Origin of the sequence: Sulfurivirga sp. (assembly GCF_015490265.1) — a bacterium.
Lineage (GTDB): Bacteria > Pseudomonadota > Gammaproteobacteria > Thiomicrospirales > Thiomicrospiraceae > Sulfurivirga.
The window spans coordinates 1-16,166 of the sequence record NZ_WFYD01000113.1 but is presented as its reverse complement, the minus strand read 5'-3'; the positions used below and the strand labels follow the sequence as shown (position 1 = coordinate 16,166).

General features: G+C 62.9%; 19 protein-coding genes and 1 pseudogene. 13 read left to right on the top strand and 7 right to left on the bottom strand.

Annotation, left to right across the window (positions count from 1 at the left end; all coding sequences use genetic code 11):
- Positions 1-22: 22 nt before the first annotated feature.
- From F8K16_RS07420 to F8K16_RS07405, 4 genes are read right to left on the bottom strand one after another with little or no spacing between them, the layout of a single operon-like run.
- Entirely contained in the window at positions 23-982 is a 960-nt protein-coding gene (locus F8K16_RS07420; RefSeq protein ID WP_294948830.1) for a GTP-binding protein, read from the bottom strand.
- Positions 983-988: 6 nt separating this feature from the next.
- Positions 989-1,366 carry a dihydroneopterin aldolase gene (locus F8K16_RS07415; RefSeq protein WP_294948827.1) on the bottom strand — a complete coding sequence of 126 codons (378 nt, stop codon included), beginning with the start codon at positions 1,364-1,366 and terminating at the stop codon, positions 989-991.
- Positions 1,367-1,405: 39 nt separating this feature from the next.
- A complete protein-coding gene (locus tag F8K16_RS07410; RefSeq protein ID WP_294948826.1) occupies positions 1,406-2,461 on the bottom strand; it encodes a DUF5666 domain-containing protein in 1,056 nt (351 codons plus the stop codon).
- Entirely contained in the window at positions 2,458-3,279 is an 822-nt protein-coding gene (locus tag F8K16_RS07405) for a DUF6502 family protein (protein ID WP_294948824.1), read from the bottom strand. The genes F8K16_RS07410 and F8K16_RS07405 overlap by 4 nt, the downstream gene beginning before the upstream one ends.
- 153 nt (positions 3,280-3,432) lie before the next feature.
- Between F8K16_RS07405 and F8K16_RS07400 the strand changes: the two genes are divergently transcribed.
- Positions 3,433-4,050 carry a hypothetical protein gene (locus F8K16_RS07400; RefSeq protein ID WP_294948822.1) on the top strand — a complete coding sequence of 206 codons (618 nt, stop codon included), beginning with the start codon at positions 3,433-3,435 and terminating at the stop codon, positions 4,048-4,050.
- A 105-nt stretch (positions 4,051-4,155) separates the two neighbouring features.
- Entirely contained in the window at positions 4,156-4,872 is a 717-nt protein-coding gene (locus F8K16_RS07395) for a hypothetical protein (protein ID WP_294948819.1), read from the top strand.
- Here the strand turns inward: F8K16_RS07395 and bioD are convergent.
- Genes bioD through F8K16_RS07380 form a run of 3 tightly spaced genes read right to left on the bottom strand, consistent with a single transcriptional unit; the run spans position 4,837 to position 7,035 of the window.
- Entirely contained in the window at positions 4,837-5,655 is an 819-nt protein-coding gene (gene bioD, locus F8K16_RS07390; RefSeq protein ID WP_294948817.1) for a dethiobiotin synthase, read from the bottom strand. The two genes, F8K16_RS07395 and bioD, sit on opposite strands and share 36 nt — an antisense overlap.
- Entirely contained in the window at positions 5,648-6,541 is an 894-nt protein-coding gene (locus F8K16_RS07385; RefSeq protein ID WP_294948814.1) for a phosphoribosylaminoimidazolesuccinocarboxamide synthase, read from the bottom strand. The genes bioD and F8K16_RS07385 overlap by 8 nt, the downstream gene beginning before the upstream one ends.
- Positions 6,538-7,035 (bottom strand): phosphate-starvation-inducible protein PsiE, encoded by a 498-nt coding sequence (locus F8K16_RS07380; protein ID WP_367122891.1) that lies wholly within the window; start codon positions 7,033-7,035, stop codon positions 6,538-6,540. Before F8K16_RS07380 ends, F8K16_RS07385 begins: the two co-directional genes overlap by 4 nt.
- 63 nt (positions 7,036-7,098) lie before the next feature.
- On the opposite strand from F8K16_RS07380, the gene rpe reads away from it, so the two are divergent.
- The 11 genes and pseudogenes from rpe to F8K16_RS07325 all read left to right on the top strand — a co-directional run.
- The gene (gene rpe, locus F8K16_RS07375; RefSeq protein ID WP_294948812.1) at positions 7,099-7,806 is read left to right on the top strand and encodes a ribulose-phosphate 3-epimerase; all 708 of its coding nucleotides are present in this window, start codon (positions 7,099-7,101) and stop codon (positions 7,804-7,806) included.
- A 3-nt stretch (positions 7,807-7,809) separates the two neighbouring features.
- A complete protein-coding gene (locus F8K16_RS07370; protein WP_294948810.1) occupies positions 7,810-8,496 on the top strand; it encodes a phosphoglycolate phosphatase in 687 nt (228 codons plus the stop codon).
- Positions 8,497-8,498: 2 nt separating this feature from the next.
- Positions 8,499-9,977 (top strand): anthranilate synthase component I, encoded by a 1,479-nt coding sequence (trpE, locus tag F8K16_RS07365; protein WP_294948807.1) that lies wholly within the window; start codon positions 8,499-8,501, stop codon positions 9,975-9,977.
- A gap of 13 nt (positions 9,978-9,990) precedes the next feature.
- Entirely contained in the window at positions 9,991-10,575 is a 585-nt protein-coding gene (locus tag F8K16_RS07360) for an aminodeoxychorismate/anthranilate synthase component II (protein WP_294948805.1), read from the top strand.
- Positions 10,572-11,591: an anthranilate phosphoribosyltransferase gene (gene trpD / locus F8K16_RS07355; protein WP_294948802.1), complete on the top strand. Its 1,020-nt coding sequence runs from the start codon at positions 10,572-10,574 to the stop codon at positions 11,589-11,591. Before F8K16_RS07360 ends, trpD begins: the two co-directional genes overlap by 4 nt.
- 297 nt (positions 11,592-11,888) lie before the next feature.
- Positions 11,889-12,587, top strand: a complete 699-nt coding sequence (locus F8K16_RS07350; RefSeq protein WP_294948799.1) for a Fic family protein — start codon at positions 11,889-11,891, stop codon at positions 12,585-12,587.
- On the top strand, positions 12,584-13,393 hold the full coding sequence (trpC, locus tag F8K16_RS07345; RefSeq protein ID WP_294948796.1) for an indole-3-glycerol phosphate synthase TrpC: 810 nt from the start codon (positions 12,584-12,586) through the stop codon (positions 13,391-13,393). The genes F8K16_RS07350 and trpC overlap by 4 nt, the downstream gene beginning before the upstream one ends.
- A 3-nt stretch (positions 13,394-13,396) precedes the next feature.
- Positions 13,397-13,822, top strand: a complete 426-nt coding sequence (locus tag F8K16_RS07340) for an OsmC family protein (protein ID WP_294948794.1) — start codon at positions 13,397-13,399, stop codon at positions 13,820-13,822.
- Positions 13,823-14,018: 196 nt separating this feature from the next.
- Positions 14,019-14,504 (top strand): adenosylmethionine decarboxylase, encoded by a 486-nt coding sequence (gene speD / locus F8K16_RS07335; protein WP_294948792.1) that lies wholly within the window; start codon positions 14,019-14,021, stop codon positions 14,502-14,504.
- Complete coding sequence (speE, locus tag F8K16_RS07330; RefSeq protein WP_294948790.1) at positions 14,501-15,355, top strand: polyamine aminopropyltransferase; 855 nt, start codon at positions 14,501-14,503, stop codon at positions 15,353-15,355. Before speD ends, speE begins: the two co-directional genes overlap by 4 nt.
- 47 nt (positions 15,356-15,402) lie before the next feature.
- Positions 15,403-16,166 (top strand): annotated as a pseudogene (locus tag F8K16_RS07325) (alanine racemase); the annotation flags it as partial.

Genomic DNA, 16,166 nt, shown 5'->3' with positions numbered 1-16,166 from the left:
GGGGTGTGGTTGTCCGTTGAGCTCATAGCGGTTTCAACCTCGCAGTTCCATCCAACGCCGCTTCAAAGGCGGCAATATCCTGCCGCCGGTCTGCCGGCCAGAAGACGAGCAGGCGGCTGTCGGCCCGCCAGGCGTAGTCTTCCAGCGTCAGCCGGTCATCCGTCCACTGCAGCAGTTGCCAGTGGCGTCCGGTGCGCAGCAGGCCCTTGGCGCGCAGTGGCGGTGTCTGCTCGAACAGCGCCCTGAGCGCCGGCCGGCTGAAGATGGTGTCCGCGCTGAAGCGGTAGCCGACAGACAGCAGCCCGTCCTCTTCCAGCCGCCATGCCTCCAGCAGGCCGGTCAGCGCCGCATCATGGGGTGCCGGCGACCGCGTAGCGTGGCCTTCTGTGGCCGGCCACAGCCGCAGAGGCCTGTGTGGTGGTGCCAGAGCAACATCCAGTGCCAGCCGGCTCCGGGTCGTCTCCACCACCTCCGGCGGCTGGGGCAGGGTTTCAAGCAAGTCACGGGCCAGTTTTCTATCCTGACAGGTGGAAAGATCGATTTTGTTCAATACGAGCAGGTCGGCCAGGGTGACGATCTTGCGCAGCAGTTCGGATTTTCGCCAGCGTTCCGGCGTGAGCTGCGCGGGCGTGACCACGCTGATGACCTTGGACAGCTGCATGCCCGGGGCGTGGCGCAGGGCGTCGATGAGGGTGTCCGGATGGCCGAGGCCGGTAGGCTCGATGAGAATGCGCGTCGGATCGTGCCGGCGCAGCTGCTGCAGCGCCTGACGCAGGCCGGCGTGGGCGCTGCAGCACAGGCAGCCGCCGGCGACTTCCACCACCTGGTCGGCGTCGATCAGCGCGCCGTCCAGCGTCAGCGGGCCGAAGTCGTTGACCACCACGCCCCAGCGCTCGTGGGACGGTTTCTGTGCCAGCAGGTGGTTGATGAGCGTGGTCTTGCCGCTGCCCAGCAGGCCGCTGACGAGGATGACGGGGGTCATGAGGCGTCAGGCGTTCTGCGCCCGCTCCGCTTCCAGCGTAATGGATACCGACTCGGCGAAGCGGATGGCATGGGGCTTGTCGATTTCCACCCGGGCCCACTGCACCTCGTCGAAGGTCATGACCCGGTCGAGCACCTGGCGCACCATCACTTCCAGCAGTTCGAAGCGGTTCTCCTCCACGAAGGGAATGATGTTCTTGACCACCCGCTTGTAGTCGAGGGTCTGTTCGATGTGGCCTTCTTCCGCACGGGTGACGGCATCGCAGCGCAGGGTGAGGTTGATGAGCACGTCCTGCTTCTTGATCTTTTCCTCGGGATTGATGCCCACATAGGTGCGCAGCAGCAGGTTCTTGATGCGGATAATGCCGGTGGTGTAGTGGTGCATGGGACGCCTCCCTGACGGTGAGAGCGCTATTTTAGCCTGTCAGTCCTGATCCCGATCCATGCGCCAGGTTTCCCGTTCTTCCCGCAGTTCTTCCTGCTGCTCGTAGAGTTCACGGCTTTCGCGCAGGTTTTCCTGCTGTTCCCGCAGGTGCTCCTGCTGCTCGCGGGCTTCGTGCAGGTCCTCGCTCTGTTCGCGCATTTCACGCAGGTCTTCGCCGTGTTCGCGCATCTCGCGGGATTCGCGCATCTGATGGTGCAGGGCACGCACTTCCTGCATCTGGCTGCGCATCTGCTGCCAGTCCACCCGCCAGTGGCGCAGAGTTTCAATCTGTTCCACCTGCCAGTGGCGTGCTTCGCGCTGGGCCGCCACTACGGCCAGGGTGCCGTCGTGCAGGTCAAGGTTGTTCAGCGGCAGGTCATAGGGCGCCAGTACGGGGTGGCCATCACGGTGCATGACCGTGCCCTGCAGCAGCGCCCTGGATGTATCGAGACTGTCAAGCTGCGGACGGGCGATGCGTGACACCCGGTTCGGGTTGGGATCGATGCGTGTGGCCAGCCAGCGGCTTTCGCCCTGCGGCAGGGCGGAGACGGCAACCCAGTCGCCCTGTCGGACATCACGCAGGCCGCGGGTTTCGCCATCCAGCGTGATATGCTGCCCGGCGATGGTCAGGCTGTCGCCGTTGCGGGCGCTGACCTGTCCGGCCACGGCGTAGAAGACGCGCACACGATCGGTGGCCGGGCGGCCCTGTGCATCCGGCCGTGCAGTAGTGATCACCTGATGACCGATGCCCAGTTTCACCTGCCCGCCCAGATTGGTGTCCACCCTGAGGCCGGGTTTGAGTTCGATTTCCAGCCCGTTGACCCAGATGGAGCCGAAGTCGGTGATGGTGCCGATCACGCCCGTGCCACCCATGCCACACTCGGCGCTGTGGCCGGTGCCGCCGAACCCGCTGTCGCCGCCCGCATGGGCGCCAGGACCGCAAACGGTGAGTCCCGTGCCGCCAAAACCACGGTCCAGCATGGCGGTGCGCGTGGGCTGGTCGCTGGCGCAGCCGCTCAGCAGCGCAAACAGCAGCAGGGCAAGCCAGCGCATCATGCCTTGTCCTCCTCGCGGTGGAAGTAGGCGCCGAAGTGCACACCATGACCGTCTTCACCGCGGGCCTTGTCCTGCGCCTGCAGTTCGGCGGCGCGTCGGTTGAAATCTCTGAGAAGTTCCAGCGCGGCTTCCCGTGCCCATTGCTCCAGCTCGGTGGCGGACTGTTCACTGAGGCGGTAGTAATAGACGGCCCGATCCAGCTGGGGCGGCGCCGTCTTCAGCAGGTTGTCCACCACGGTGGCGCTGTGGGCGCCCAGGTTCTTGCCGGCGAAAAATAGTGTCTCCTCCCATGACTGGTCCGGCACGTAGCCGGCTTCGTCCAGAATCAGCCGGCCCTGATCATCCTCGCGCAGAAAGCCCTGCTCCAGCAGAGTGTCACGCAGCGTGCGCGGGTGAACGTCACGGGTGATGGACTGCACCAGCGCATGGAATGATGGGGCGTCTTTATCGTCGCTCTGGTAGGGCAGTGGTCGGGGCGTGCCATCATCATTGACATAGCCATCCCGGCCCAGCCACTGGGAGACCAGCTGAGCCGCCAGCCCCGCCTTGCGCTCTGACGGCAGAGGCGGCTGTTCCAGTTCGGCGCGCAGGCGCTTGATCTCCTTGCGGTGGATGCCGGTCAGCGTGCTCAGACGACTGTCGGTGATGCGCCCGCCTTTGGCCTGTTCCTCCCGCCAGGCCGCTTCCACATACAGCTGTTTGGCCAATTCGGTGAAGGCTGGGTAGCCGATCCCCTTCCGCACCAGCAGGCGGAACAGGGGTCTGAGCATGGTCTGCAGCGCCTTGAACAGCGCCTTGTTGGGGTCGAGAAGCGTCATGCCTTCTATTATAGTGGATGCTCGAATGGAAAAAAATTACATTTTTTCTTGCTGAAGGGGTTGCAAATGGGAAATTTTTACATATAAAATGAACCCAAGCCTGAAGCACAGGCAGTTGTTGAACCGTCAAAACCCCGAAGGGAGGACTGAAAGATGAAAGTGAAATCACTGATCCAGGCCATGATGATTGCAGGTGTCATGAGTGTTCCGGTTGTCCATGCGGACATGGATGACCGCACTTCAGATCGTATTGGTCAGTACATGGACCAGAGTGACCGCATGGACGATGCGACCGAACGCGCCGAGCGCTCTCAGGAGATGAGCGAGCGCATGGAGCGCATGCAGGAGCAGAGTGATCGCATGGAGGACATGAATGAGCGTGCCGAACGCATGGAAGAGCATGCGGAGCGGATGCAGGAGCGTGCTGAGCACATGAGCGAACGGGCGGAGCACATGGAAGAGCGCTCTGAGCACATGCAGGAACGCGCCGAGCATATGGAAGAGCATGCGGAGCGGATGCAGGAGCGTGCCGAACACATGGGTGAGCGCGCAGAGGAGCAGGCCGACCGCATGGATGATGCCCACGAGCGCATGCAGAACATGCAGCGTGGCATGGAGCACGCCGATGAGCGTGCCATTGAGCAGACAGACCGGTTGCGTGAGCGCATCGGTCAGGGCGGTCAGCGCGGCCGTACCGGTGATGTGGTGGATCGCATCAATGCCGGTGGTAACGGTGGCCCTCAGGCCGGTGATGTGGCAATCGGACAGTAAGCCTGAAAAACTCGCATGTGATATATTCACACGCAGGGTGGCGCGGCTCATATGGATATGAGTCGCGCTTTTTAGCAGGGAAACCACAATTCGGGAGACTACCCCATGAAACCGAATATGCGCTTGAGCGCTCTGGCGGGCGCGCTGTTGCTGGCGGGTGTGGCACAGGCGGCCGATACCAGCGTACGTGTGTCCACCGGCTATTTCTATGTGGATGGTCAGAGCAATGACCTGAACTCGCCGGACACCACCATCCAGTCCGTGCCGCTGAGCATCAAGCTCAAAAGCGGTCGCTTCGGCGTGCGTCTGTCCAGCAGCTGGCTGGAGGTCAAGCCCCGCGGGCAGAAGGCCGAGTCCGGTCAGGGGGACACCACCCTGTCGCTCAGTTATGACCTGACCGAGCAGCCCTGGTGGACGATCACCGTCAAGGAGAAGTTCGCCACCGGCAGCAAGTCTAAGGGGCTTTCCTCCGGCTATAACGATACCCGTCTGCAGCTGGACTACTTCCGCACCGTGGGCAGTGGGAAGTCAGTGTTTGCCACGGCGGGGTATGTGATCAAGGGGGGCAAGTCGGATAATCCGGACTATCAGGATGCCTTCTACGCCTCCGTGGGCGCGGGCACGGTGCTGGCGCAGAACTGGAACGGCGGTGTGTCACTGGACTACAACCAGGCCACCAACAAGCAGCTGGATGATGCGTTTGGCGGCTCGCTGTTTCTGGGGTATCGCATGACCCGGCAGGCGGGTGTGAATCTGTTTGTCAGCACGGACAACACCAGCACCACCTCAGCGGGTGTGAGTCTGAGCTACAAGTTCCAGTGAATTCAGCCAGTCGGCCCAGTCCGGACCGGGCCGTCCGTGAGGCATGAGGGTGATGGCGCAGCCGGCAAGCTGCGCCATTTCCTTATGGGTGGCGGCATCCCGGCGGTCATGCAGGTCGTTGAGCACGATGCCGGCGCAGCGCAGGCCGCGGTGCTCGATCGCTTCCAGTGTCAGCAAGGTGTGGTTGATGCAGCCCAGTTTCAGCCTGGCCACCAGCAGCACCGGCAGGCCGAGGGTGGCGGCGAGATCGGCATTGAGGCTGCTGTCCGACCCCAGCGGGGAGAGAAAGCCGCCGGCGCCTTCCACCAGCGTCCAGCCGTCCGACGGCGCCTTGCATGCTTCCAGCAGGCGGGGCAGAGTGGTGTCCATGCCTGCTTCCCGTGCCGCGCGGGCTGGGGAGATGGGGGCGGCGAACTGAAAACGGCATACCTGCTCCATGGGTTCGCCGGTGGCGGCCGCCAGCCGCACCGCGTCTTCGCCACGCAGGCACAGTCCGTCGAAAGCGGCACCGCTCAATACCGGCTTACGGGCACAGGCCCGATGGAGCCTGCCCCTCCCGTGATCCGGCAGCGTGGTGCTGTCAGCGGATGTGACCTTGGAGGCATGCGCCTTCAGATGCGGGCGAGCGGAGGGGTCTCCCCCATTTTTACGGGATGCGTTTTTTTCGCGCTGAAAAAAGTCCCGAAAATGACGCAGAATGTGGGCTGAAACCCAGGTTTTGCCCACTTCAGTGTCGGTGCCGGTGACAAACAGCCCCTGCTGGGGCAGAACCGGTTCAGTCATCGGGGTTTTCGATCAGGCGGTCCTTGGCCTCGGCGTATTTTTCCACCGTTTTCTTGACCACCTCTTCCGGCAGCTCCGGGCCGGGCGGGGTCTTGTCCCAGTCCAGGCTGTCCAGATAGTCGCGCACATACTGCTTGTCGAAGCTTTTGGGATCGGTGCCCGGCTGCCAGTCCCGGGCGGACCAGAAGCGGGAGCTGTCGGGGGTGAGCGCCTCGTCGATGAGATAGAGCTGGCCGTCATCGTCCAGCCCGAACTCGAACTTGGTGTCGGCGATGATGATGCCGCGTTTGAGGGCGTATTCCGCCGCTTCCTTATAGAGACGCAGGCTGATCTCGCGCACCTTTTCCGCCAGTTCATCACCGATGAGCTGCTTCATCTCGTCAAAGGTGATGTTGACGTCATGGTCGCCCACCTCCGCCTTGGTGGAGGGGGTGAAGATGGGTTCCGGCAGTCTGTCCGCCTTGCGCAGCCCTTCGGGCAGCGGGATGCCGCACACCTGACCGCTCTGCTGATACTCCTTCCAGCCGGAGCCGATGAGATATCCGCGCACGATGGCTTCCACTGGGAGGGGGTTGAGCTTTTTCACCACCATGCTGCGGCGGCTGATCTGCTTGCGCTCCTCCGGCGTGAGCCGTGCTGCGATGTCCACCTCCGGCGCCAGATGATTGGGGACGATGTGGCGGGTCCTGTTGAACCAGAACTCGGCCACCTCGGTGAGGATGCGCCCCTTGTTGGGAATGGGGGTGGGCAGGATGACGTCAAAGGCGCTCATGCGGTCGGTGGTGACGATGAGCATGTGATCGTCATCGATGTCATAAATGTCACGCACCTTGCCGCGGGCGAGCAGCGGCAGGCTGGTCAGGTGGGTTTCGAACACGGCGCTCATAGGTCGCTGCTCCGGTGATCAACGGGTTTGCGGAAGACGCCCGCGGCATGGCGGCCCTCGTTGCGGCGTCCACTGCGCGGCGGCTTGTTCCAGCGGTCCTGCTGCTCCTTGTAGGGATATTTGAGCGCGCCGTAGCGCAGCACCAGCACCGCCAGCGCCAGCACCAGGATGGTGGCGGCGATCAGCAGCATGGCGGTGGCGTCCAGCTCCTTCATGTCCAGCACCAGAAAGCGCGCCAGCGCCACGATGGCGATGTAGATGGGCAGCCGGATGGGCAGCTTGCCGGAGTCCAGATAGATGGCCGTCATGGCCAGCACTTCCAGATAGAGAAACAGCATCAGCAGGTCGGCCAGTTTGACATGTCCGCGGGCGATCATGCTGGCGATGTCCTGTCCGGCGGCCACCAGCGTGGCGAGGCCGATGACGAACAGGCCGATGATTTCAAGAAAATGAATGACGCGCTTGCCCTTGTCGGCGACGGATTGCATGGACATGTGGCGCTTCTCGTCCGTGTTAAAATGCGGAGGATTCATTTTAAAGCAAAAGGACGATTTGCCATGGCCAAAAAAGAGAACTGGATTGCCCCCTCCATCCTGTCCGCGGACTTCGCTCAGCTGGGTCAGGATGTCAAGGATGTGCTCAACGCCGGCGCCGATGTGGTGCACTTCGACGTGATGGACAACCACTATGTACCCAACCTGACCATCGGTCCGCTGGTGTGCGAATCGCTGGCCAACTACATGAGCCGCGAGGGGCTGGAGGCACCCATCGACGTCCACCTGATGGTCAAGCCGGTGGATCGCATCATTCCCGACTTCGCCAACGCCGGCGCCAACTACATCACCTTCCATCCGGAAGCGTCCGAGCACATCGACCGCACCCTGCAGCTGATCCGTGATTCCGGCTGCAAGTCCGGTCTGGTGTTCAACCCGGCCACGCCGCTGGACTATCTGGACTATGTGATGGACAAGGTGGACATGATCCTGATCATGTCCGTCAACCCCGGCTTCGGCGGTCAGAGCTTCATTCCGTCCGCGCTGCGCAAGCTGAAGGAGGCGCGTCAGCGCATCGACGAGAGCGGTTATGACATCCGCCTTGAGATCGACGGCGGCGTGAAGGTGGACAACATCGCCGAAGTGGCGGCCGCAGGCTGTGACACCTTCGTCTCCGGTTCCGGCATCTTCGGCAAGGCCAACCCCAACGATCCCAACCGCTTCGACACCGTCATCGCCCAGATGCGTGAAGAACTGGCCAAGGTGGGCTGAACCGTGGAGAAGTTCCGACCCGATTTCGTGCTCATCGACCTGGATGGCACGCTGGTGGATTCCGTGCCCGATCTGACCTTCTGCGTCGACGAGATGATGAAGGCGCTGGGCCTGCCGGAACGGGGTGAGGCCGCCGTGCGCAACTGGGTGGGCAACGGTGTGCCCAAGCTGGTGGCCCGGGCGCTCACCAACAGCATGGAGGACGAGCCCGACCCCGAGCTGTACAAGAAGGCGCTGGCCATTTTCGAAGACCTCTACCGGGAGAACACCTCTCAGCGCTCGCGCGTCTATCCGGGCGTGTTCGAGGGGCTGGACTGGATGCGTGACAACGGTTACCGCCTGGGCTGCGTCACCAACAAGGCCGAGCAGTTCACCCTCAAACTGCTGGAGGACAAGGAGCTGCGCCCCTATTTCGAGGTGGTGGTCAGCGGGGACACCTGCGCCAACAAAAAGCCAGATCCGGAGCCGCTGCTGTACGCGGCGGAACAGATGGGCGTCACCCCCGATCACGCGCTGATGCTGGGGGACTCCAAGTCTGACGTCAAGGCCGCCCGTGCCGCCGGCTACCACATCATCTGCGTCAGCTACGGCTACAACCACGGTGAGGACATCCGCGACTACCAGCCGGATGCGGTCATCGACAGCTTTGCCGAGCTGTCGGACTACCTCAAAGCGAAGGACGAAGCCTGACAATGGACGCCGCCGCCTTCTACGCCCTGACCGACTTCGACCGCGTGCCGCTGGTGCGCACGGTGCTGTCCGACTTCGATACGCCGCTGAGCGTGTGGCACAAGCTGGTGGACGGGCCGTGGGCCTATCTGTTCGAATCGGTGCAGGGCGGCGAGAAGTGGGGGCGCTATTCCATCATCGGGCTGCCGTGCGCGCGGCGCATCGAGGTGCGTGGCCACACGGTGCGGCAGTTCGAGGGGGATGCCTGTGTGGCGGAAGAGATGGTGGAGGATCCGCTGGCGTGGATCGAAAGCTACCGCCGCCGCCACCGGGTGGCCGAAGTGGACGGTCTGCCCCGCTTTCACGGCGGGCTGGTGGGCTATTTCGGCTATGACACCGTGCGCCTGATTGAGCCGCGGCTGGCGCATTCCGCGCCCAAGGCAGACCCTATCGGCACGCCGGACATTCTGCTGCTGCATTCGGAAGAGGTGGTGGTGTTCGACAACCTCTCCGGGCAGGTGCACCTGATCGTCCATGCCGATCCCGGTGAGGCGGGCAGCTTCGAGCGGGCACAGGCCCGGCTGGATGAACTGCAGGAGAGGCTGCGTCAGCCGCTGGAGGTGCCGGACGACCGGCCGCTGGAGGTGCATCTGGACGAGAGTCAGTTCGAGTCCAGCTTCGGCGAAGGTGCCTTCAAGGCCGCCGTCGAGCGCATCAAGGAGTACATCCTCGCTGGCGACGTGATGCAGGTGGTCATCTCCCAGCGGCTGTCCATCCCCTTCGATCAGGCGCAGGCCATGAACCTCTACCGTGCCCTGCGCCATCTGAACCCCTCGCCCTACATGTACTATCTGGACATGGGCGACCATCAGGTGGTCGGCTCCTCACCCGAGATTCTGGTGCGGCTGGAGCAGGACGAGGTGACCGTGCGCCCCATCGCCGGCACGCGCAAGCGGGGTGCCACGCCCGAACAGGACAGGGCGCTGGAACAAGAGCTGCTGGCGGACCCGAAGGAGATCGCCGAGCACCTGATGCTCATCGACCTGGGGCGCAACGATGTGGGCCGCATCGCCGAGCTGGGCAGTGTGCAGCTGACCGAGAAGATGGTCATTGAGCGGTACTCCCATGTGATGCACATCGTCTCCAATGTGACGGGCAAGCTGCGCCCGGGCCTGAGCGCCATGGACGTGCTCAGGGCCACCTTTCCGGCGGGCACCGTCTCCGGTGCGCCCAAGATCCGGGCCATGGAAATCATCGATGAACTGGAGCCGGTGCGCCGTGGCATCTACGCCGGTGCGGTGGGCTATCTGGGCTGGAATGGCAACATGGACACCGCCATCGCCATCCGCACCGCCGTGCTGAAGGATAACCGTCTCAACGTGCAGGCGGGCGCCGGCGTGGTGGCCGACTCCATCCCCGAGCTGGAGTGGAAGGAGACCATGAACAAGGCGCGCGCTCTGTTCCGCGCGGCGGAGTTCGTCAGCCAGGGCCTCAGACCGTGAAGGAGGATTTGACATGCTGCTGATGATCGACAACTACGACTCCTTCACCTACAACCTGGTGCAGTATTTCGGCGAACTGGGGCAGGAGGTGGTGGTGCACCGCAACGACCAGATCACGCTGGACGAGATCGCGGCGTTGAGGCCGGACTATCTGGTCATCTCCCCCGGTCCCTGCACGCCCAACGAGGCGGGCATCTCGGTGGAGGCCATCCGCCGCTTCGCAGGCGAGATTCCCATTCTGGGCGTCTGTCTGGGGCACCAGTCCATCGGTCAGGCCTTCGGAGCGAAGATCGTGCGGGCCCGTGAGGTGATGCACGGCAAGACCTCGCCGGTATGGCACGAGAACAGGGGCGTGTTCGAGGGCGTGGCCAATCCGGTGACCGTCACCCGCTACCACTCGCTGGTCATCGATCGCGACAGCCTGCCGGACGAGCTGGAGATCACCGCCTGGACCCGGAAGGACGACGGCAGCTTTGACGAAATCATGGGCGTGCGTCACCGCACGCTGCCGGTGGAGGGCGTGCAGTTCCATCCGGAATCCATCCTCACCGAAGCGGGCCACCGCATGCTGAACAATTTCCTGGAGCAGAACCGATGAACTTTTCCGCCACGCTGCAGAAGCTGATCGACCGGCAGGACCTCACCCGTGCCGAGATGGAGGCGCTGATGCGCATGCTGATGCAGGGTGAGGCTACCGATGCCCAGATCGGCGCCGTGCTGACTGCCCTGCGCATGAAGGGCGAGACGGTGCAGGAGGTGGCCGCCGCCGCCGAGGTGATGCGCGCGCTGTCGGCTAGGGTGCCGGTAACGGACCGAACCCACCTTGTAGATACCTGCGGCACGGGCGGTGATGGCGCCGGCACCTTCAACATCTCCACCGCCGTGGCCTTCGTGGCCGCCGCCGGCGGGGCGAAGGTGGCCAAGCACGGCAACCGCTCCGTCTCCAGCAAGACCGGCAGCGCCGATGTGCTGGAGGCCGCCGGCGTCAATCTGGACCTGACCCCGGAGCAGGTGGCCGAGTGCGTGGAGGAGATCGGCGTCGGCTTCATGTTCGCCCCCCGTCACCACAGCGCCATGAAGCATGTCATCGGCCCGCGCCGGGAGCTGGGCGTGCGCACGATCTTCAACCTGCTCGGCCCGCTGACCAATCCGGCGGACGCCCCTAATCAGGTGCTGGGCGTGTATGACGAGGCGCTGTGCGACCGGTTTGCCGAAGTGCTCGATATGCTGGGCAGCCGCCATGTGATGGTGGTGCACGCCGATGACGGGCTGGACGAGATCAGCGTTGCCAGCCCCACCCGTGTGGCGGAGCTGAAGGATGGCGCGATCAAACCGTGGTGGATTGATCCGGCCGAGTTTGACGCAGCACATGACTCGCTGGACCCGCTCAGGGTGGACAGCGCCGAGGAGAGCCTGAAACTGATCCGTTCCGCCTTCGCTGGCGAGCCGGGGCCGCACAGTGACATCATTGTCCTCAACGCCGGTGCGGCCCTCTATGTAGCCGGCATCGACGGCAGCTACGCGGACGGTGTCGCCCACGCCCGCGAGCTGCTCGCCTCCGGTGCGGCGCAGCAGAAACTGGATGCGTTGGTGAGGAAGACTGGCAGTTTCTGATTTTCTCGCATGGTATAATCTTTAGACTTTTCATCTCCTAAGCATGCAAAAGTATGCATAACATATTGAAGGCGAAGGCGGTGGCTGATACCACCTCACAGCGTCTCCCATCTCAAGATGTCGACTCCTCGGAAAAGCTGATAATCAGCGCAACGATTGGAAATGCCTATCTTGAGGGTGTGACAACCCGTATCGCCCCCCCTGAAGCGGTGGGTGACCTGTATGCGCGTTTCCGGCGGGCCAGAAGGCGCGCCGCACTTCATAATGTGCGATAACTGCATCGGCTGGTACGGTTGAATGCAGGGAGCCGCATGGTCTGCGGAAGAAAGGTATGCCGAGTGGTGCAGCGTATTTCGGGCGCGAAGCAGGGTTTTTGCATCTACGAGTGATGTAAACCCCGTACTGACAGAAGATGAAGAGGCCGTTATCAATCGTGTCTGGCTTGAGCTTCAGGAGGAGTATTGCGCATCCTTTCTAAGTATCGCCCGGCAGCGTGCCAGCCTGTTTGCCCAGCCCTGCTATTTTCTGAATCGCGCACTGCGTTTTCCAGTCTGGGTGCGACTGCATGACCTGCTGTTTGCCTGTGAATGGTCAGGTCGACTGCGTGATTACGATCTGTCAAAGGGGTATTCCTGCGACGAATTCTGTCCGGCGGTGGAGCTGAGTGAAGCTGGCCATCGCGTCATGGCACTGCTGCGCCAGGCCGCCGCTGACTGGGTGTGTCAGCCGAATCGCCCGGCACTGGTCGCCTTTCTGGTTAAAATGCATACTTACCTGAATTATGTGCATCCCTTCGTGGACGGGAATGGCAGAGTACAGCGGCTCTATATGAATCTGATAGCCGCTTATTTCGGTTATCTGGTGGATTGGAGACAGGCTAATCGGGAGGCTTATCTGGATGCAGTCAGGGCGGCTTTCCGGTCTGAAGAGGAGCCGCTGGCGGCGCTAATCGATCAACATCTCCGTCCTGTAACAGATATGGGCGACTTTAAATGATGGGCACGCCTACTATTCTTAAAAAAATCATTGTGCGCAAGCGGGAAGAGGTGGCCGAGGCACAGGCGCGCACGCCGCTTGCCGAGCTGGAGGCGCGTGCCGCCGCCGCACCGGTGGTGCGGGATTTTGTCGGCAGTCTGCGGGGCCGGCTGGTGGCGGGGCAGAGCGCCGTCATTGCCGAGGTGAAGAAGGCCTCGCCCTCCAAGGGCGTGCTGCGGGAAGACTTCAACCCGGCGGCCATCGCCCGCAGCTATGCCTCCCACGGTGCGGCCTGTCTGTCGGTGCTGACGGATCGGGATTTCTTTCAGGGCGCGCCGGCCTATCTGCAACAGGCCCGGGCGTCTTCCGGCCTCCCGGTGCTGCGCAAGGACTTCATCATCGACCCGTATCAGGTGGTGGAGGCACGGGCCATGGGGGCCGACTGCATTCTGCTGATTGCGGCCTGCCTGTCGGATTCACAGATGGACGAGCTGGCCGCTGCCGCCCGGGAACTGGGCATGGCGGTGCTGGTAGAGGTGCACAATCGGGACGAGCTGGAGCGTACGCTGGCGCTGAAGACACCGTTGGAGATGGTGGGCATCAACAACCGGGATCTGCACACTTTCGAGGTGAGCCTTGAAACCACGCTGGATCTGCTGCCGCACATTCCGGGTGACCGGCTGGTGGTGACCGAAAGCGGCATTCTGGCGCCGGAGGATGTGGCGCTGATGCGCGAACACGGCGTCAACGCCTTTCTGGTGGGCGAGGCCTTCATGCGCGCGGACGAACCGGGCGAGAAGCTGGCACAACTGTTTTTCAGGGGGTAGGAGATGGACAGAATCGCAACGGTCAAGTGGCTGGACAATCTGACCATGGTGGGCGAGACCGCCTCCGGTCATGGCGTGGTCATGGACGGGCCGCCGGATATCGGCGGACAGAATCTGGGGCCGCGCCCCATGGAAATGGTGCTGGTGGGGCTGGGCGGCTGCACCACCGTGGATGTGATCATGATCCTCAAGAAGGCACAGCAGCAGGTGGCCGACTGCCGCGTGGAGGTCTCTGCCGAGCGGGCCGAGACGGTGCCCAAGGTGTACACGAAGATCCACGTGCACTATGTGGTCAGCGGCCGCAATCTGGACCCGAAAAAGGTGGAGCGGGCCGTGAAGCTTTCGGCGGAAAAATACTGCTCCGTTTCAAAAATGCTGGAGCAGGCGGCAGAGGTCACCCACGACTTCGAGGTGGTGGAAGTTGACTGAGCGCAACTGTGCGGTGGAAAGCCGCATAAGTTGTTGACGCAAGGTGGAAAAACGGGTATAAATTGCGCCCTTCGCAAACCTCTGGTCGGCCTGGCCGACCGGGGGTTTTGTCGTCTAGGAGCCGGGCGGCTCCGCTGGGGGGTGCGCCGGGGGGCGCACACTTCTGGTCAACACCTTCTGGGGGTGAAAACAGACAATGCCTGAAAACATTCTGGTCACCGGCAATGACCATTTCGAAATCATTGAAAAAACCACCGTCATCGACAACTCCTGGCCGACCCACGATCAGGCGATCGAGGACTCCACGCTGGACCACTTCATCACCCGGGACGGCAAGACCTTTGCCGGCACCCATCTGATCGCCGACTTCTGGGGCGCGAAGAACCTGGACAATCTGGAGCTGATGGAGCGCGCCCTGCGCGAGGCGGTGGAGAAAGCCAAGGCGACCCTGCTGCACATTCACCTGCACCACTTTACCCCCAACGGCGGCATCTCCGGCGTGGCCGTTCTGGCCGAGTCTCATATTTCCGTGCACAGCTGGCCGGAGCGCGAGTATGCCGCCTTCGACGTGTTCATGTGCGGTGATTCCGAGCCGGAAAAGGCCATTGAGGTGCTCAAAGCGGCTTTCGAGCCTACCGAGGTGAAGCTGGACACCCTGCTGCGCGGCGAGGTGACCGAATGAGCGCCATGCTGTTTTCCGAAACCCTGCACGAGGGCTGGGCACAGACCTTCCGCATGGACGAGGTGCTGTTCGAGGTGCGTACGGAACACCAGCATCTGGTTATCTTCAGAAACCCCTTCTGGGGTACGGTCATGGCGCTGGACGGCATCATCCAGACCACCGAGCGGGACGAGTTCATCTACCACGAGATGATGACCCACGTGCCCATCCTCGCCCATGGCAGCGCCAGGAAGGTGCTGATCATCGGCGGCGGTGACGGGGGCATTCTGCGCGAAGTGACCAAGCACGCCGGCGTGGAGGCGGTCACGCAGGTCGAGATCGATGAAAAGGTGGTGGAGATGTGCAAGCAGTATCTGCCCAACCACTCCGCCGGCGCCTTTGACGACCCGCGCCTCAATCTGGTCATTGATGACGGAGTCAATTTCGTGCGCACCACGGATGAGAAGTTCGACGTCATCATCTCCGACTCCACCGACCCGGTGGGGCCGGGTGAGGTGCTGTTCGAATCCCCCTTCTACGAAGGGGTGAAGCGCTGCCTCAACCCGGGCGGGGTGTTCGTGGCCCAGAACGGCGTGGTGTTCATGCAGGGCGAGGAGGTGACCAACAGCCATCGCCGCCTGTCACCGCTGTTTGCGGACGTGCATTTCTATCACGCCGCCGTGCCCACCTATGTGGGCGGCAGCATGACCTTCGCCTGGGCGACTGACAATCCCGAACTGCGCCGCCAGTCGGTGGAGGTGATCCGTGAGCGCTTCGAGGCCAGCGGCATCGAGACCCGCTACTACACCCCCGAGCTGCATGTGGGCAGCTTTGCCCTGCCGAAATATGTGCAGGATCTGATGCTGGCTTGAATGAGACAGCCCGCCGCCCGGCGGGCTTTTTTGCCTGAGGCACCGCCATGGACTCGCAGGAACTGACCCACCACTTCGCCTCCCACGCCGACCCGCAGCCGCTGAGCGACTACGACCGCGCCACGCTGAAACAGCTGGCGGAGATTCATGGCACGCCGCTGATGGTGCTCAATCTGGCCGAGGTGGACCGGCAGTATCGGGCGCTGGAAGCGGCATTGCCGGGGGTAAAACTGTTCTACGCCGTCAAGGCTTTCGCCCATCCGGCGCTGCTGGCGCGGCTCAACCAGCTGGGCGGGCACTTTGATCTGGCCACGGCGGGCGAGGTGAACATGGTGCGCGATCTGGGCATCGCCGCCGAGCGCTGCATTCACACCCATCCCATCAAGAAGGACAGCGAAATCCGCGAGGCGCTGGACTTCGGCTGCACCCGCTTCGTGGTGGACAATCTGGTCGAGGTGGATAAATTCGTCCCCTACCGGGAGCAGGTGGAACTGATCGTGCGTGTCAGCTACCGCAGCCGGGACGCGGTGGTGGATCTGAGCCGCAAGTTCGGCTGTGCGCTGGAAGAACTGCCCGAGCTGCTGGCCCACATCGACAATCACGGGCTGACCGTGCACGGGCTGTCATTTCATGTGGGCTCCCAGTCCACCAGCCCGGCGGCCCATGTGAAGGCCATCGAGGCTTCCATCGAGGCCATGGCGCGCTTTGACAGCGTGGACTGGCGCTGGCTGGACATCGGTGGCGGCTTTCCCGTGGCCTATCAGGCACCGGTCATGCCCATCGAAGACTACTGTGCCCCCATCCGCGAGGC

Excerpts from the sequence above, each read along its gene's own strand:
- rpe (WP_294948812.1), top strand. The coding sequence starts at position 7,099 with ATGGCCAAAAAAGAGAACTGGATTGCCCCCTCCATCCTGTCCGCGGAC.
- trpE (WP_294948807.1), top strand. The coding sequence starts at position 8,499 with ATGGACGCCGCCGCCTTCTACGCCCTGACCGACTTCGACCGCGTGCCG.
- F8K16_RS07415 (WP_294948827.1), bottom strand. The coding sequence starts at position 1,366 with ATGCACCACTACACCACCGGCATTATCCGCATCAAGAACCTGCTGCTG.
- F8K16_RS07420 (WP_294948830.1), bottom strand. The coding sequence starts at position 982 with ATGACCCCCGTCATCCTCGTCAGCGGCCTGCTGGGCAGCGGCAAGACC.
- trpD (WP_294948802.1), top strand. The coding sequence starts at position 10,572 with ATGAACTTTTCCGCCACGCTGCAGAAGCTGATCGACCGGCAGGACCTC.
- F8K16_RS07410 (WP_294948826.1), bottom strand. The coding sequence starts at position 2,461 with ATGATGCGCTGGCTTGCCCTGCTGCTGTTTGCGCTGCTGAGCGGCTGC.
- F8K16_RS07340 (WP_294948794.1), top strand. The coding sequence starts at position 13,397 with ATGGACAGAATCGCAACGGTCAAGTGGCTGGACAATCTGACCATGGTG.
- F8K16_RS07385 (WP_294948814.1), bottom strand. The coding sequence starts at position 6,541 with ATGAGCGCCGTGTTCGAAACCCACCTGACCAGCCTGCCGCTGCTCGCC.
- speD (WP_294948792.1), top strand. The coding sequence starts at position 14,019 with ATGCCTGAAAACATTCTGGTCACCGGCAATGACCATTTCGAAATCATT.
- F8K16_RS07360 (WP_294948805.1), top strand. The coding sequence starts at position 9,991 with ATGCTGCTGATGATCGACAACTACGACTCCTTCACCTACAACCTGGTG.
- trpC (WP_294948796.1), top strand. The coding sequence starts at position 12,584 with ATGATGGGCACGCCTACTATTCTTAAAAAAATCATTGTGCGCAAGCGG.
- F8K16_RS07380 (WP_367122891.1), bottom strand. The coding sequence starts at position 7,035 with ATGTCCATGCAATCCGTCGCCGACAAGGGCAAGCGCGTCATTCATTTT.
- F8K16_RS07350 (WP_294948799.1), top strand. The coding sequence starts at position 11,889 with ATGCAGGGAGCCGCATGGTCTGCGGAAGAAAGGTATGCCGAGTGGTGC.
- bioD (WP_294948817.1), bottom strand. The coding sequence starts at position 5,655 with ATGACTGAACCGGTTCTGCCCCAGCAGGGGCTGTTTGTCACCGGCACC.
- F8K16_RS07395 (WP_294948819.1), top strand. The coding sequence starts at position 4,156 with ATGAAACCGAATATGCGCTTGAGCGCTCTGGCGGGCGCGCTGTTGCTG.
- F8K16_RS07400 (WP_294948822.1), top strand. The coding sequence starts at position 3,433 with ATGAAAGTGAAATCACTGATCCAGGCCATGATGATTGCAGGTGTCATG.
- speE (WP_294948790.1), top strand. The coding sequence starts at position 14,501 with ATGAGCGCCATGCTGTTTTCCGAAACCCTGCACGAGGGCTGGGCACAG.
- F8K16_RS07405 (WP_294948824.1), bottom strand. The coding sequence starts at position 3,279 with ATGACGCTTCTCGACCCCAACAAGGCGCTGTTCAAGGCGCTGCAGACC.